Genomic DNA, 17,000 nt, shown 5'->3' on the forward strand with positions numbered 1-17,000 from the left:
GGTTTAAAATCGCATAAAGCGGGGTCCACCCCCTCTTTGGTTGGGAGCACCCTTTCCTCCGAAGGAATCAAATTTGATGGTCAGGCTGCCCATAAAATAGCGCCGTAATACCGTTCCTTGGAAATCTTGGATAAAATCCTGACCTGTGGTTCGTCTTGTGTTGATGTTCTGGTTGAGCAAATCGTAGGCCAAAACTTTAAGCGTGGCCTTTTTCTTGAACATTTGCACGCCCAAGCTCATGTTCCAAAAAATCGCATCCTTATCGAACCCAGCCCCCAAATTACCATTGTAGCTATAGGTAATATCGTTGCCCCATACCACATTTTCGGGCCAGAAAGAGGTCAGTTTCAACGATAGGTTATGGGTGATAAAATTGATGTCGTTCACATTGTCCAGATTATACCTTGTAGCATTTACCCCCAATCGATACTCGGGCTCGAACTCTATCTTTTCCTTATAATTGTACAACAACCCGACCCGAGGATTCAGATTAATAGTCTTGGCCTCCAAACGGCTACCATTGGTAAATCCGATCTGCCTGGTGAAATTGGCATAGGGGTTAAAGGTAAACTTAAAAGTATACAGGCTATCCTTTTTAATTTGCTTGGAATAACTTAATCCGGCCCATCCGTTGTAGTTGCCTTTTACATTTTGAAAGGTGGTGGTCCGGATGAAATTTGCATCCGTAGTGGTATTGGAAACGATCTTATCCTGCTCGATCCGCATCCCGGAATAGAGGAAAACCCCGGTACGCTCTTTCCAGTTGTAATTGTTGTAGTTTAAAAATAGGCTATGGTTGATTTCGGGATCCAGATTCTGGTTACCGACGATGATGTTCAGTGGATTGCTAACATTGGGTACCGGTTGCAATTGGTTCACGGAGGGCACGTTCAAATTGGAATTGTAGTTCACACTGATCCGTTTGCTATTTCCAATGTTATAATTGGCGTAGGAATTCAACAAAAACTTGTTATAATCCTTTGAAAACGAAGTGGATTGGATAAAATCCTGATTCTCCAATTGAATCTGCTCCAACCGGGCCCTTAAATTGAAGCGGAACTTTTTACCGTTGGAACCTACTCCGATTTCTGGGATGTGCTTGCCTACCTTGAAATCAAAATCCGAACTCAACGTCTCATTGTAATTGTAAATGCCCAAAACTTCATCAAAATCGGAAACCAAACGTTGGTTGTTCTGTTGGTTGTTCTCATAGCCATACCGCACATCCAAATACAAATCCTTGTTCAACATTTGTCGAAAAGAGCCTCCCAACTCGTAGGTATCATTGGCATTGTCGACAATGGTTTGTTGGTCCTGTAGCTGTTCACTTGGGTTGTCGCCAAAAATTGATCGTTGTGCGTTCAAAAAGGACTCCGAATCGTTCACCCGGTTGTTATTCTCGAAATAAACCCGAACGTAACTTCCTGCGGTATCAATCTTTTTCATAATCTCCAATCGGTTCCTGAAATTTCGTTGGAAGCCATCCGAAGTTTGCCGGCTTGTATTGCTGTTTATCAAATTTCCATCAGCATCCGTGGAAACCGTATTATCCACATTGGTAGAGCTGGTATTATTGACACTTAAACTCGGTTGAATGGTGATGCGAGTGGTCTTGTCCACATCAAATTCCAAATTGGCGGAACCTTGGTTTGAAATAGTGGAGCCCACGAAATTTGTTTCGGTATCGGTAAAAAAACTACCTGTGGGCAAAATGTTTTCCCTTGCGATCTTTTCGTCATTGTAGGAATCACTGTAGGCATAAAAGTAGTTGCCATCGATGCGGTATTTTCCTTTTTCTTGATCGGCAAAACTGGTTCCTAAGGTTGACGAAGTGGTAATCCCTTGGCCAAATCCGAAAGAAAGGTTGCCAATGGCAAAGCCTCCTCCACTATTAAAACTGAAGCCCCCGCCCCGGTTATTTCCAACCATTTCATAAATTTCATCGAACGAGAAACCTGGATTGTTGATGTTATTGGAACTCCCCAAAAGACTCATACGTTTGGTATCATTGAAATAATTGAGCAAACCATTGGCCTGATAGCGGTCATCGGTACCATACCCTCCTGACACTCGACCCATATAGCCCTTGTTCTTATCTTCCTTTAGCGTAAGGTTGATGGTCTTGGCTTCCCCATCGCCCTCGTCCCCAACAAACTCTTGCTCTTTGGTCTTGGTATTGGTAATCTGGATTTTGCTGATCACATCTTTGGACAACGTTTTGGTCGCCACTTTGGGATCGGTACTAAAAAACACCTGTCCATTTACCAAAACTTGGTTTACTTCCTTTCCGTTCACCGTTATTTTACCATCGGAATCCACCTCCACTCCGGGCAGTTTCTTGAGCACATCCTCCACGGTGGCATCGGGTCGTACTTTGAACGAATCGGCGTTGAATTCCAAGGTGTCCTTCTTTATAGTAATGGGCACCCGTTCACCGACCACGTCGATTCCAGCCAATTGCTGTACCCGTTCTTCCAACGCAATGGGCTGGAGCACTACTTCGGGTTTTAGTTCCACCTCCTGGGATTTGGACTGGTAACCGTTGGAGGAAAAAGCCACCCTTACCTTTTTGTAGGCTGTTTTTCCCTCAAGGGCAAAATTGCCATCTGCATTGGTAATGGTATAGGTAATCAGTGTACTATCCGTTACAGTTTCTGCATAAACAGTGGCCGCTTCAATTGGAGATCCGGTAGTGGCATCCACAATTTTTCCCTTGACCAAGAAATCTTGTTGGCCAAAACTTAAATTGATAAAAAAAAGGAATGCAAGGAATACGGGGTTGGTGTAAAATCTTTTCAAATGATGGTTAGTTTTTTGATTGATTTGATTTCAATACCAAAATATTGCTTTGCTATTTCGCACCCATCTTTTTTAACGAAATTTTCAGAAAATAGTCACAAATACAGCTGTTTTACTTCAAAAAATACAATAAATCGATTTCAAAACATCCACTTTTTGCATTTTACTCGTAAATCCAAAACAACTATCCGTCAACTGACAAAGCCCCCAACACCAAATTTAACTATCTTGCTTTAGGCAAAATTTAGGTTTAACATTTACTCTTTTTGGCATGTCTCGGTTGTACAAATTTCTCTTTATTTTCTTAGTGGTTTTGGTAGGTTCCTGTAAAAAAAAGACCTCTACGGTCGAAACCGACAATCTTTTTAGATTCAAGGATTACATTAGTTACCATACCCGTGGCAACCAAAGCATTGCTTCGCCCATCACCATTGTGTTGGCCCAACCTTTGGAGCAATTTGAACTGAGTCAGGAACTACCTAACGATTACCTCAAGATCAATCCCAAAATTGATGGGAAACTGATTATCGAAAACGGTAGGGAACTCACCTTTCAGCCATCAGAATACCTTAAACCGGACACGGAATATGCCGTAACGCTCGCTCTGAACAAACTTTTTGAAGATGTTGCGAGTGATTTCAAATCCTACACCTTCAGTTTTAAGACCATAGCCCCAAATTTCAGGATCAATCTGGGCAACCTGCAATCATACAGCAAGGATTGGCAATATTTAACGGGCACCTTGGATGCCTCGGATATTTTGGATGCCTCTAAAGTTTCGGGCATTTTGGCCGTTAAGCAAGGAGATAAATCAATCCCAGTAAAATGGGACAATACATCAGATAATGCCCAATATTTTAGCTTTACGATTGATAGTATTCCCAGAAAAGTGGAAGACAGCCAACTGGCCATCAGTTGGAGTGGCAAGAACCTCGACATCGACAACGAAGGTAGCGAGGAATATATCGTTCCTGGACAAAACAAATTCGTGGTTGTGGACGCCCGTACCACCTCCTCTCCAAATGCAACCCTAACCTTGAATTTTTCCGAACCATTGCTGCCCGATCAAAACCTCAACGGGTTGGTTTCCATTGAAAATGCAGAAAATCTTCGTTACGAGATCGATGGCAATCTCCTTAGGATCTATCCGTCCAATCGGATTTTGGGGGAAGTTAGGGTACAGGCTTTCGAGGGCATTAAGAGCGCTTATGGCTTTTCATTGAAGAACACCTTTTCTGAAACAGTTTCCTTTGAGCAATTGAAACCCGCAGTTCGCTTGATTTCCAAAGGAACCATATTGCCCAATGCCGCTTCCACACCCATTTATTTTGAAACCGTAAACCTTTTTGCTGTGGAAGTCCGGGTGATCCAGGTATATGAAAACAATATGCTGCAATACCTGCAAAACAATGAACTGACCGAAAGCTACAGCCCGGATTTTAGACCTGTGGGCAGACGGGTGGCCTTTAAAGTGCTTCCCCTATTGGCGGAAGGCCAAGAAAATCCCAGCTATTGGCAGGCACATGCCCTAGATCTTTCCGAGTTGATCAAAATAAACCCCGGTTCGCTCTATCGGGTTGAGTTCAGTTTCAAGAAAGAACATACCACCTATGATTGTGGTGATACTTCGGAATCCAATGACCTGATTGCCGAAACTACCGGTGACCAATCCGATGAAGCAAGCAGGGAAGAACGCTATTGGGACAACGAAATCTATTCCTGGCGCGACTACGATTACGATTGGGAAAACCGGGACAATCCCTGTCACCGTGCCTACTATAATTATGATAGGATTGCTGCCACAAACCTATTGGGGAGTGACTTGGGTCTGATCGTGAAAAAAGGCAATAACCGTACCTATCATTTTGCGGTTACCAACCTGCTTACCACCAAACCAGAGGCCGGTGCCAAAATAAAATTGTATAATTATCAACAGCAATTTTTAGGTGAAGTGGCCACCGATGCGGCAGGTTTTGCCGTATACGATGGCGAAAAAAGTGTTGCCTTTGCGGTGGCCGAAAAAAACAACAATTATGCCTATGCCAAATTGATGGATGGCAATGCACTTTCCCTCAGTAACTTTGATATTGCAGGGGAGGTTCTTCAAAAAGGGCTGCAAGGCTTTTTTTATACCGAAAGAGGGGTACACCGACCCGGTGATGTGGCGCACCTTACTTTTGTTTTGGACGATAAGGCCAACCCACTGCCCAAAGACCATCCAGTCACCCTTGAGGTAAGCGATGCCCAGGGCAAATTGGTGCAGCGCAACGTAATTACCAGTGGCACTGCTCCTGTTTCGGATGGACTTTTTGCCAAAAAAGAAGGTAATTTTTATTATTTCCCGATACCTACCCAACCCAACGCGCCAACAGGTAATTGGCTTGCCAAAGTGATTGTGGGTGGAGCCAGTTTTTCAAAATACTTGAAGGTTGCCACCGTAAAACCCAATCGACTAAAAGTTGATTTCTCCTTTGAGGACGAGGTGTTAAAGGCCAATTCCAACAACAGGGGAAAAGCTGTGGTCCAATGGTTGCATGGCGCCCCTGCACGAAATCTCAAAATAGACATCAACGCCACATTGAACAAAACGGCCTCGCCCTTTGCCAATTTTAAAGACTATATTTTTCAAGACCCGACCCGCGATTTCTATGAAACCGAACTACAATGGATTTCATCCCAATTGAACGCCGACGGAGAATTGGACATCAACGAAAAAATTGCTGTGAACGGAAATGCCCCAGGTATGCTACAGGCCACTTTTACCACAAAAGTGTTTGAAGGTGGTGGGGATTTTTCCATAGATGTGTTCTCCAAAAACTTGGCACCATACCCCCACTTTGTTGGATTGAAATCGCCCGAAGCCAAACAATATGGTTCTTTCTTAACGGACGAGGACAATACCTTTGGGGTTGTGACCGTGGATTCCCAAGGCAAGCCAGCCCCGAACCGTAAACTCAAGGTCCAGATTTTTAAAATTGAATGGCGCTGGTGGTGGAACAGAGGCTACGACAACCTCTCCCGATATGAAAATGCTTCCGTACACAGACCATTTAAACAAATGACCTTAACCACTGGAACTGATGGGAAAGGAAGTTTTAAGGTAAACGTGCCTGACGAGGATGGTGGTCGCTTCTTGATTCGGGTAATTGATGAAGCATCCGGTCATGCCACAGGTAGGACGGCCTATTTTTACCGTAGCTGGTGGAAAAGACCGTCCGGTGATTCCGAAAGTTCAAAGATTCTGGTGTTTGCTGCCGATAAGGAATCGTACAAACTTGGCGAAACAGCATCCATTACCTTTCCTTCAGACAGAGGTGGTAGGGCACTCATCAGTGTGGAAAACGGCACGGAGGTGCTGTCCCAACAATGGGTAGAAACCACAGCCAAGGAAACCAAGGCATCCATTCCTATAACAGCCGAGATGGCACCCAATGCCTATATCAATATCTCCCTTTTGCAACCCCACGGTCAAGTGGCCAACGACCTACCCATCCGATTGTACGGAGTGGTCCCGCTTTTGGTAGCGAACCCTGCTACCCAATTGGAGCCCCAATTGACAATGCCCAATGTGCTGGAACCTGAAAAATCGTTTAAAGTAACGGTCTCCGAAGCCAACAACAAACCCATGACCTACTCTTTGGCTGTGGTTGATGATGGCCTGTTGGACCTGACCCGATTCAAAACACCGGACATCCACAGTGCATTTTATGCCCGTCAAGCCCTGGGCGTTAAAACCTTTGATATTTTTGATGATGTAATGGGTGCTTATTCCGTAAGTGTGGACAACATTTACGCCATTGGAGGGGGCGGTATCGGTGCCGGTGCCAAGAACAGAAAAGCACAACGCTTCAAGCCAGTGGTTACCTATTTGGGTCCATTTATGTTGAAAGCAGGTGAAAAAGCATCCCACACCATCGATATGCCAAATTATGTTGGCTCCGTTCGTACCATGGTTGTGGCCGGTAACCAGAACAGTGCGTATGGAAATACGGAAAAAACCACACCAGTGCGTAAACCGTTAATGGTATTGACCTCCCTCCCCAGAAAATTATCACCAGGAGAAAAAGTGACCATACCCGTTACCGTTTTTGCCATGGAGCCGAAGGTGAAAAATGTAAAGGTTTCGATTGATGCAGGAAAGGCCTTGGAACCTGTGGGTCCCACTTCAAAAACTATTACCTTCAATGCTGTGGGTGAACAGATTGTCAATTTTGAATTCCAGGTCAATCCTTCAGCAGCATTCCAGACCATTAAAGTGAATGCTTCCGGAGCTGGGGAATCTGCCAGCAGCGAAGTGGAAGTGGATGTGGTAAACCCAAATCCGGTGACCACCAAAAGTGAAACCTTAACCCTAGAGGCCAATGGTTCCATGACCATCCCCCTTGAAACTTTTGGCACTTCCGGCACCAATGGGGCCGTTTTGGAGTTCTCTACACTGCCTCCCATGGATTTTTCCAAACGTATGGCCTATCTGCTGAGCTATCCACATGGTTGTGTGGAACAGACCACCTCGGCTTCGTTTCCGCAATTGTTTTTGAGCGATGTGCTCGACATCACGTTTGAAAAGAAACAGGATATCGAAAAGAATGTGAAGGCCGCCATCAAAAGATTGGGGAATTTTCAAGTACCGAACGGTGGCTTGAGCTATTGGCCAGGGTATGGCAATGCCGATGATTGGGGCACCTCCTATGCCGGACATTTTATGTTGGAAGCCAAGCAAAAAGGATATCAGCTGCCATTGACCTTTTTGAGCAACTGGTTGCGCTATCAAAAAAACGCGGCCAGACAATGGAGCAATCAAAGCAGTTCCTACAATGATGATATTTCACAAGCCTATAGGTTGTACACCTTGGCCTTGGCACAACAACCCGAATTGGCGGCCATGAACCGACTACGGGAATCCAAATCACTGAGTAATGAGGCCAAATTGAGATTGGCCGCAGCCTATGCTCTCGCAGGTAAAAAGGAAGTGGCCCAAGCTTTGGTACAAAAATCCAATATCGATTTTCAACCTAGAAATTACGATTACAGAACCTATGGGTCAGTGTTTAGAAATCGTGCCATGGCCTTGGAGACCATGGTCATTTTGGGTGATTCAAAACAACGGGACCTTTCCGTTTCCTTGGCCAAAAACCTAGCTTCCCAACGCTGGTATAGCACCCAAGAAACTGCCTTTGCCCTCTTAGCATTATCAAAAATGGTAACGAAGAATGGTGGCAAGTCCATAAATGTGACCTTTACCAACAACGGAAAGGATATTGCCCTTAAAACAGACCGTGCCATGGCGCAGCGGAATCTTTCCATTACGTCGTTCAAGGAAGAAATTAACGTGAACAACAAGGAGGCCAGCATTGTGTACGTCACCCTTACCCAAACAGGAAAACTTCCTGTGGGTGAAGAAATGGCGCAGCAGCAAAACTTGAACCTTTCCGTAAAATACCTGGACCCCCTTGGCAATACCATTTCGGTGGACGAATTGAGGCAGGGAACCGAATTCCAAGCGGAAATCGTGGTTTTCAACAGTTCCAATGATAGGATGGACAACATTGCGCTTACCCATATCGTACCCAGTGGTTGGGAAATTGTGGACACTTCCTATGTCACTGGTGATAATACCAATGCCTCCAAGGCCGATTATGTGGATACCCGTGACGATCGCACGCAGATCTACTTTGATTTGGGGGGTAGAAAATCAAAAACCTTCCACATTAAATTGAATGCCTCCTTCCTTGGCACCTACTATTTACCGGGTGCCCAAGCCGAAGCCATGTACGATAACAATTATATGGCCCGAAACAAAGGACAATGGATAAAAGTGGTACAATGATGTGGTTGAAATAAAGGCTCTTTTTCGGCGATTATGGGTCCTTGTTACCACGCATAGGATCAAAGCAATAGTTTTCGTTGCTGTGCTGCTCCTGTGGTGGTTTTCCTTGCCCAACCATTTGTTCAGCGACCCCACTTCAACAGTGGTCAACAGTTCGGATGGCATGTTGATCGGGGCCCGTGTTGCGAGCGATGGACAATGGCGTTTCCCCGAAATGGATTCCGTACCAGAACGCTATAAACAAAGTGTATTGTTGTTTGAAGATGAATACTTTTATAGCCACCCTGGATTTAATCCCATATCTATTTTAAAAGCCATCGGTCACAACCTGACCAAGGATTCCAGAAGGGGCGGCAGTACCATCACCCAACAGGTGGTGCGCTTAAGTCGAAAGAACAAGGGCCGGACCTATTGGGAAAAAGTCATCGAAATTGTAATGGCCACGCGATTGGAAGTACGCCACTCCAAAGATGAAATTCTTCGGCTATATGCGTCCTACACCCCTTTTGGCGGCAATGTTGTGGGGTTGGAAACCGCATCTTGGCGGTATTTTGGTATTCCGGCACATGAACTCAGCTGGGGCCAGGCCACTGCCTTGGCCGTATTACCCAATGCTCCTTCGCTTATTTTTCCCGGGAAAAATGAAAAGGCATTTTTGGAGAAGCGTAATCGCCTCTTGAATAAGTTGAATGAAAAGGGCATCATAGACCAGACCACCTATGATTTGGCCTTGGCGGAACCCTTGCCCCAAAAACCTGTCCCACTACCGGATTTGGCATCGCATTTAACCGAACGAATTCGACTGGAACATCCGGGAAACAGGATAAACACATCCCTCGACCGAAATCTTCAAAGGCAGTTGAACCTCTTGGCAGAACGCCAGTACCAACAACTTAAGGGCAATGAAATCCACAATTTGGCCATTTTGGTCTTGGATGTGGAAACCCGAAAAGTTTTGGGGTATGTGGGAAATGCTCCTTCGGGTAAAGAACATGCCAGTTACGTGGACATCATTACCAAGAACAGAAGTACCGGAAGCACCTTAAAACCTTTCCTATTTGCTTCCATACTGGATGAAGGCCAGTTGCTTCCACACAGTTTGGTAGCAGACGTGCCTACAGTGATCAATGGGTACCAACCACAAAATTTTGACAAAAAACATCGGGGTGCCGTTACCGCAAGTAGGGCAATATCCCGATCCTTAAACATCCCGGCCGTTCGGTTGCTTCGGGAATATGGCTTGGAGAAATTCTACAACAAGCTCAAAAAAATGAAGGTGAACGCTTTGAACAAGCCTGCATCCCATTATGGGCTTTCCCTTATTTTGGGTGGTGGTGAAAGTTCCCTTTGGGAAGTGACTTCCACCTATGCTGCCATGGCTTCAACCTTAAATCAATTTGTTGACCAATCGAGCACCTATCGCATAAACGAATTTTTACCTCCTACTTATGTAAATGATAGGACCATTGATTTTGGCGCCACCCAGTTTGAACCGACAGTACTGGGTGCGGGCGCCATTTACAGCACTTTCCAATCCATGTTTGAGGTTAACCGTCCGGAAGGTGACGAAAACTGGCATTTCTTTGATTCGGCACAACCTGTAGCCTGGAAAACAGGGACCAGTTTCGGGTTTAAGGATGCCTGGGCCGTAGGGGTAACCCCAAAATATGCCATTGGAGTATGGGCAGGCAACGCCGATGGGGAGGGAAGACCCGGCCTGACAGGAATAACAGCTGCCGCCCCTTTATTTTTTGAGATATTGGAAACTTTACCCCCCAGTGGTTGGTTCCAAGAGCCTTTTGATGATCTCATGGAACTTGAAGTATGTACTCAAAGTGGGTACCGCGCTTCCGTTTATTGTGATGATATAAAAAAGGAGCTGGTGCCCCTGCATGGTAGCCGCACCGGTCCCTGCCCTTACCATCATCAATTGTTTTTGGATGCGTCGGAACAGTGGAGGGTCAATTCAGAATGTTATCCCATGGAAGAAATGGTGGCCAAAAATTGGTTTGTTTTACCACCGACCTTGGAGTATTATTACGCGCAGACCAATCCCAATTATAAACAATTGCCTCCCTACTTGGCCAATTGCGCCACCTCAGAAAGCCAATTGATGGAGTTTATTTATCCTAAAAAAAATGAGGCCATTTTGCTACCCAAGGATATGGGTGCTAAAACCTCAGGGGTTGTTTTAAAATTGGCCCATCAAATGGCCGATGCAACCGTATTTTGGTATGTGGATGAGCGCTACGTGGGCAAAACAGAAAATTTCCACGAACTAATTCTGGAATTGGAACCGGGAGCATATATCCTAACAGCAGTGGATGATAAAGGAAACAGTAACCAGCAACCTATGGAGGTCAGGAAAGCCTCTGCCAATTGAACCTACTTTTTCCGCATAAAAATGGTAATGGGCACCCCGGTGAAATCAAAGTTGTCCCGTAGTTTGTTCTCCAAAAATCGTTTGTAGGGATCACGCACATATTGGGGCAAATTGCAGAAAAAGGCAAATTGCGGATACGGCGTGGGCAACTGGGTGCAAAACTTGATCTTCACAAACTTCCCCTTGTAGGCTGGTGGCGGTGTATGCTCGATAATAGGGAGCATGATGTCGTTCAGTTTTCGGGTCGGAATCTTTTTGGAACGGTTTTTATAGACCTCCACAGCCGTTTCTATAGCCTTGAATATACGTTGTTTGGTCAAAACAGAGATGAACAAGATCGGCACATCCTCAAAAGGGGAAATCACCTCTTTGATTTTGGCGGTATATTCCTTGACAGAATTGGTTTCCTTCTCCACCAAGTCCCATTTGTTCACCAAGATCACAATGCCTTTGTTGTTGCGTTGGGCCAACCAAAAAATATTCTGAACTTGACCGTCAAAGCCTCGGGTGGCATCCAGCATCAAGATACACACGTCGCAATGCTCTATGGCACGAACGGATCGCATTACCGAGTAAAACTCGAGGTCTTCCTTCACCTTGGACTTTCTTCGGATACCTGCTGTATCTACCAAATTGAACTCAAACCCAAAGCGGTTGTATTTGGTGTCTATACTGTCCCTTGTGGTACCAGCTATGTCGGTTACAATGTACCTGTCCTCTCCTATCAGTGCATTGATAAAAGATGATTTACCGGCATTGGGCCTTCCCACCACTGCGAACCTGGGCAATTCACTTTCTTCCTCCTTAACATCGGGCAACACTTCCACCAAAGCATCCAGCAATTCCCCCGTTCCACTTCCGTTGATGCTGGACAAGGTGTAATATTCCCCCAGACCCAGGGCGTAAAATTCCACCGCATCGGCTTCACGTTGGGCATTATCCACTTTGTTTACGGCCAAAAAAACGGGCTTTTCGACGCGGCGTAATAGCTTGGCCACATCTTCATCCATGCCGGTAACCCCAGCTTCAACATCGACCATAAAAATGATGGCATCCGCCTCATCGATGGCCAACTCCACTTGCCTGTCTATCTCCTTTTCAAAAACATCATCACTTCCCAAAACATAGCCACCTGTATCAATCAACGAAAATTCCTTTCCGTTCCAATCGCTTTTTCCATAATGGCGATCACGGGTCACCCCACTCACAGCATCCACGATGGCCTCTCGGCGTTGGATCAATCTGTTGAAAAAAGTGGATTTCCCAACATTGGGTCTCCCGACTATGGCTACAATAGCTCCCATCTGCATTAAAATTTTGGCAAAAGTACCATTTATTATGAAGAAAAATTGATACCTTTTTTCATCACTTTCAATTGATTATGAGCGAACTGACCAATGAGATCGTTTTAAGGCCCCGTTTCCACGTCACTTTAAAGACGGAAATAGAGCAATTGCAAGAGTTTTTTGATGCGATGAACCGCAATGGGTTTTTGATCAATCGATTGGACGAGCACATCTATATCCGGTTCAAAAAGGCCGATACCAATTTTTGGACGCCCCAATTGCATTTGGAACTTTCATCCTACGAAAAGGGTATCAGTAACATTCGTGGGGTATTTGGCCCTAATCCCACCCTTTGGACCTTTTTTATGTTCCTTCATTTTGGCGTGGGGACTTTGTTCATCATTTTGGGCATATTTGCCTATTCCAAACATTCGTTGGGGAAAGATGTGACCCTTTGGCTTTTGGGCATGTTTTTATTGGTAGTGGTCTGGATAGCCCTTTATGCTTTTGGCCGATTGGGAAAATCGAAAGGGGAAGGACAAATGAACCAGTTGAAACAGTTTTTCAGGGATACCATTTCGGGATTTCAGCGTATCTAATGTTTACCCGTTATAGCCAAACCGTCTCAACTGCTGGGCATTGCTTCGCCAATTTTTATTGACCTTCACAAACAGTTCAATGTGCACTTGTTTGGCAAAGAATTTCTCGAGGTCTTTGCGGGCCTGCACCCCCACTTTTTTAAGTGCACTCCCTTTATGACCGATAATGATACCCTTTTGGGTATCGCGCTCCACCATGATCACCGAACGGATACGGATAATGTCCTCATCCTCCAAAAACTCCTCTGTTTCCACCTCAACGGCGTAGGGAATCTCCTTTTTATAATTGAGCAATATTTTTTCACGAATGGTCTCGTTCACAAAAAAACGTTCCGGTTTGTCCGTTAATTGGTCTTTAGGGTAATAAGGCGGTGCTTCAGGCAGCAATTCCAGGATGCGCTCGAACACTTCCTTGACATTAAAATTTTCGAGGGCGGAAATAGGATGGATCTCTGCCTGGGGCAACTGTTCCTGCCAGTAGGCCATTTGTTCTTCCAACTGCGCTTGGTCGGAAGTATCAATTTTATTGAGTAAAAGTAGGACCGGGATTTTGCTGTTCTGGATTTTTTTGAAAAAAGCTTCATCCTTTAACGCCTTTTCTCCGATTTCCACCATATACAAAAGTACATCGGCATCCTCGAAGGCCGATTTTACAAAATCCATCATCGAGGTCTGGAGTTCGTAGGCCGGTTTTATGATTCCAGGCGTATCGGAAAGGATGACCTGAAAATCCTCCCCATTGACAATACCCAAAATTCGGTGCCTTGTTGTTTGCGCCTTGGAGGTGATTATGGACAATTTTTCGCCCACAAAGGCATTCATCAACGTGGATTTGCCCACATTGGGATTACCAATAATATTTACGAAACCTGCCTTATGCCCCACCTTCTTTCAATTTTTTAAAGTACTTCTTCGATGCTGCGTTCACCTTTGGTGAAAGATACAAAACTGCGATCATGTTCGGAATGACCATCAATGCATAGGATAGGTCAATGAGATTTTTCACCAATTGTAGGGAAGCCACAGCGGCAAAAACAACCATCACCACAAAAAATACATTGTACCACTTTCCTATTTTCGGAGTGGTCAAGAACGATAAACTTTTCACGCCATAATAAGAATAGGTAAACAACGTGGATAGGGCGAATGCCGTAACGATGATCATCAGAAGCACATCCCCCATACCGTACAATGTTTTTTCAAATGCCGTCATGGTCATGGTGATGCCACTTCCCTCTTCCAAATAAGCACCACTTAAAATAATGACCACTGCAGTAAAGGTACAGACCATAATGGTATCGATAAACGGACCCAACATGGCCACAAGGCCTTCCTTTGTTGGCTCATCGTTTTTGGATTGCCCATGATACATAGGGGCACTGCCCAAACCTGCCTCATTGGAAAACATGGCCCTACGGACACCTATGATCACCAATCCCCAAAAGCCGCCGGTAACCATGGTATCAAAGTTCCAGGCCTCCACCAAAATCATTTTAAGGGCCGGCCAAACATCCCCAGCATTACTGGCCATCACAAAAATGACTGCCAGAAGATATACCCCGACCATGAAGGGCACAATGGCCGATGCGACCTTGGCAATCTTCGTAAGTCCGCCGAAAATCACGATGGAGGTTATTATGGCCAAAAAGAAACCGATTCCCAATTTCCAATTGTACTCACTGGTGGCGAAGATGGTTTCATGCGGTTGAACTACACCCATGAAGGCCTCAGTAAATTGGTTGGCCGTAAACACGCCCAAAAACCCGATCATTCCGCAGATACTAAAAAATACGGCCATGGGCTTGGCCCATTTACCCATTCCTTTGGTGATATAGAACATAGGACCGCCCTGTAAGTGACCTTCTGCATCGGTAGCTCGGAACATAATGGCCAAACTACCTGAATAAAACTTGATTCCCATACCCAAAAGGGCTGTCATCCAGATCCAAAATACCACTCCGGGGCCACCATCGTGAATGGCGATGGCCACACCGGATATGTTCCCCAGACCTACCGTTGCAGCCACTGCTGCCGATAATGCCTGAAACGATGTTACATCTCCCTTGGCATTTTTGTCGTCGTATTTACCGGAAACCACTGCCAAAGCATGACCAAAATAACGGTAAGGTGCAAATCGGGAGTAAAAGACCAAAAAAAGTCCCCCGCCAATAAGCAGGATAAACATGGGCCACTCCGTATAAGGAAGTAAAGAAGATATTAATTCATTTAAACCATCCATATATTTTAAAAAATCCACAAGGTAATCATTTTAGTTCAAGCTAAAGAATCTATATGTTTTCCCAATAAACCCCAACTAAAAACAACCCAATTTGAGGACCAAAATATTTTTAGTTAACTTAGAAATCAAAATTAGAATTGTGGGGAAAAGAATATCAATCCTTTGCTTAATTATTGGTGTACTTAGCACAGCATGTGAAAAGGACCAAACACCAAAAGAGACCTTTTATTCCTTGACCATAACAACGGATACCGGTGGCAGTGTCGACATTGATTCCGGTGAATATATTGAAGGTACCGAACTCTCAATTACGGCAACCGCAGACACCAACTTTGAGTTTGAAAAATGGAGTGGCGATATTAATTCGACCTCACCTGTGATCGATGTTACTGTGGACAAATCAATTAACCTACACGCCAACTTTATAGAAAAAATAAATGAGGAACCCGAAAAAGCGGAAGCAGAAGTCACGTATTTGAATGCCGAACTAATTGATGATTCCGGTTACATTTTTGCAATAGAAAATGGGCAAAACAGTTGTTATTTAGTGGACCATGACGGAAACAAAGTTTTTAGTTGGACTTTTGACAGAGTATTGGGCCAAGACATTGAAATTACTCCTGAGGGCAATCTTTTGGGCCTTTTCAAGGTTGATGCCCCTCCTATTGCCTTTGGCGGTCAAAGTGGCATTATAAGGGAAATAGACAAAGAAGGTAATGTCCTTTGGGAATATGTACTTGCAACCGAGAATGAAATCACACATCACGACCTTGTACAGATGCCAAACGGTAATATTTTAGTTCTCGTTTGGGAAAGAATCCCCCTGGCAGAAGCGAGCTCGATTGGCTTGAACAGCACAACGGATATTTTCACTGAGAAAGTAATTGAAATAAATCCAGATTCCGATGAAATAGTGTGGGAATGGAAAAGTTGGGACCATATTGTGCAAGATTTTAATTCCGAACTGGATTCGTTTGGAGACCCAGGGTTGGAGAAGAATAAAATCAATATTCTTTATGCAAATTCGGATGTACATGAATTTGTGGCATCTGGAGATGTTATGCATGCCAACGGTATTGACTATTTACCTGAAAAGGATATTATAGTGCTGAGCATAAATTTTTTCAGTGAGGTTTGGATCATCGATCACAGTACCACAACGGAAGAAGCAAGAACGAGCAGTGGTGGACAATTTAACAAAGGTGGCGATTTATTGTATCGCTTTGGCAACCAAAAAGTATTTGGAGACTTGGCCAAAACCAACATTTTTGATTTCAACCACAATCCTACCTTTATAACCAATGAAGGTCAAATAAGCTTATTGATTTTTAACAATAACAATGTTGCTGGGCAATCCAGTGCCATGGAGTTTTTGTTACCCGAAATAAATGAGACAACTCCAATTGGCACTGATCCTACTATAATTTTTGAGTTTACGGACAACACCTTGTTCTTTCCAAGAATTGGAGGTGCATCCAGGCTCCCCAATGGAAACACTTTAATTTGCGAGGGAGATTTTGGGTTTTGGGAAGTAACTTCCACTGGCGAAGTTGTATGGAAGTATGATGGATTGGGCAACCAATTTTGGAGAGGGGTATTTTATTCAAAAGATAGTCCAGAAATCGTCAACCTGGGAATTTAATTTGTTTGATGACCGTTGAAACCATACAGCTATTACAGACATCTGGTTTTTCAACTTTATCAAAACACAAAATAAACAAAAGCAGGTTTCTATTGTGTAGAATTGTTTATTGTTTGTATATTTGCCGTCCACATCGCGGGGTAGAGCAGTAGGTAGCTCGTCGGGCTCATAACCCGAAGGTCACTGGTTCGAGTCCAGTCCCCGCTACTAGGAAAGCCGAAGCAA

The 17,000-nt window shown here is 44.5% G+C and carries 8 protein-coding genes and 1 tRNA gene; 5 read left to right on the plus strand and 4 right to left on the minus strand.

Translation table 11 applies throughout. The features are described from left to right. Positions 1–3: 3 nt before the first annotated feature. Positions 4–2,799 carry an outer membrane beta-barrel protein gene (locus EO131_RS01290; RefSeq protein WP_241243763.1) on the minus strand — a complete coding sequence of 932 codons (2,796 nt, stop codon included), beginning with the start codon at positions 2,797–2,799 and terminating at the stop codon, positions 4–6. A 271-nt stretch (positions 2,800–3,070) separates the two neighbouring features. On the opposite strand from EO131_RS01290, the gene EO131_RS01295 reads away from it, so the two are divergent. Continuing rightward, complete coding sequence (locus EO131_RS01295) at positions 3,071–8,626, plus strand: alpha-2-macroglobulin family protein (protein WP_127018543.1); 5,556 nt, start codon at positions 3,071–3,073, stop codon at positions 8,624–8,626. Positions 8,627–8,708: 82 nt separating this feature from the next. Beyond that, positions 8,709–11,009, plus strand: coding sequence for a penicillin-binding protein 1C (gene pbpC / locus EO131_RS01300; RefSeq protein WP_241243764.1), 2,301 nt, complete (start codon positions 8,709–8,711; stop codon positions 11,007–11,009). A gap of 2 nt (positions 11,010–11,011) precedes the next feature. On the opposite strand, the gene der is transcribed toward pbpC, so the two are convergent. Beyond that, a complete protein-coding gene (der, locus tag EO131_RS01305; protein WP_127018545.1) occupies positions 11,012–12,313 on the minus strand; it encodes a ribosome biogenesis GTPase Der in 1,302 nt (433 codons plus the stop codon). A 77-nt stretch (positions 12,314–12,390) separates the two neighbouring features. Between der and EO131_RS01310 the strand changes: the two genes are divergently transcribed. Then, complete coding sequence (locus EO131_RS01310) at positions 12,391–12,894, plus strand: GTP-binding protein (protein WP_127018546.1); 504 nt, start codon at positions 12,391–12,393, stop codon at positions 12,892–12,894. A gap of 3 nt (positions 12,895–12,897) precedes the next feature. Here EO131_RS01310 and era read toward each other — a convergent pair whose 3' ends face one another. Together era and EO131_RS01320 are read right to left on the minus strand one after the other, a co-directional pair. Next, the gene (era, locus tag EO131_RS01315; protein WP_127018547.1) at positions 12,898–13,779 is read right to left on the minus strand and encodes a GTPase Era; all 882 of its coding nucleotides are present in this window, start codon (positions 13,777–13,779) and stop codon (positions 12,898–12,900) included. Beyond that, positions 13,769–15,133, minus strand: coding sequence for an alanine/glycine:cation symporter family protein (locus EO131_RS01320; RefSeq protein WP_127018975.1), 1,365 nt, complete (start codon positions 15,131–15,133; stop codon positions 13,769–13,771). The genes era and EO131_RS01320 overlap by 11 nt, the downstream gene beginning before the upstream one ends. A gap of 139 nt (positions 15,134–15,272) precedes the next feature. Here EO131_RS01320 and EO131_RS01325 point away from each other — a divergent pair, with 139 nt between their 5' ends. Both EO131_RS01325 and EO131_RS01330 read left to right on the plus strand, forming a co-directional pair. Then, on the plus strand, positions 15,273–16,775 hold the full coding sequence (locus tag EO131_RS01325; protein ID WP_164731584.1) for an aryl-sulfate sulfotransferase: 1,503 nt from the start codon (positions 15,273–15,275) through the stop codon (positions 16,773–16,775). Positions 16,776–16,909: 134 nt separating this feature from the next. After that, positions 16,910–16,982: transfer RNA gene (locus tag EO131_RS01330), tRNA-Met, on the plus strand. The last annotated feature ends 18 nt before the right edge of the window (positions 16,983–17,000 follow it).

The organism is Flagellimonas beolgyonensis (assembly GCF_003992615.1).
Classification (GTDB): domain Bacteria; phylum Bacteroidota; class Bacteroidia; order Flavobacteriales; family Flavobacteriaceae; genus Flagellimonas; species Flagellimonas beolgyonensis.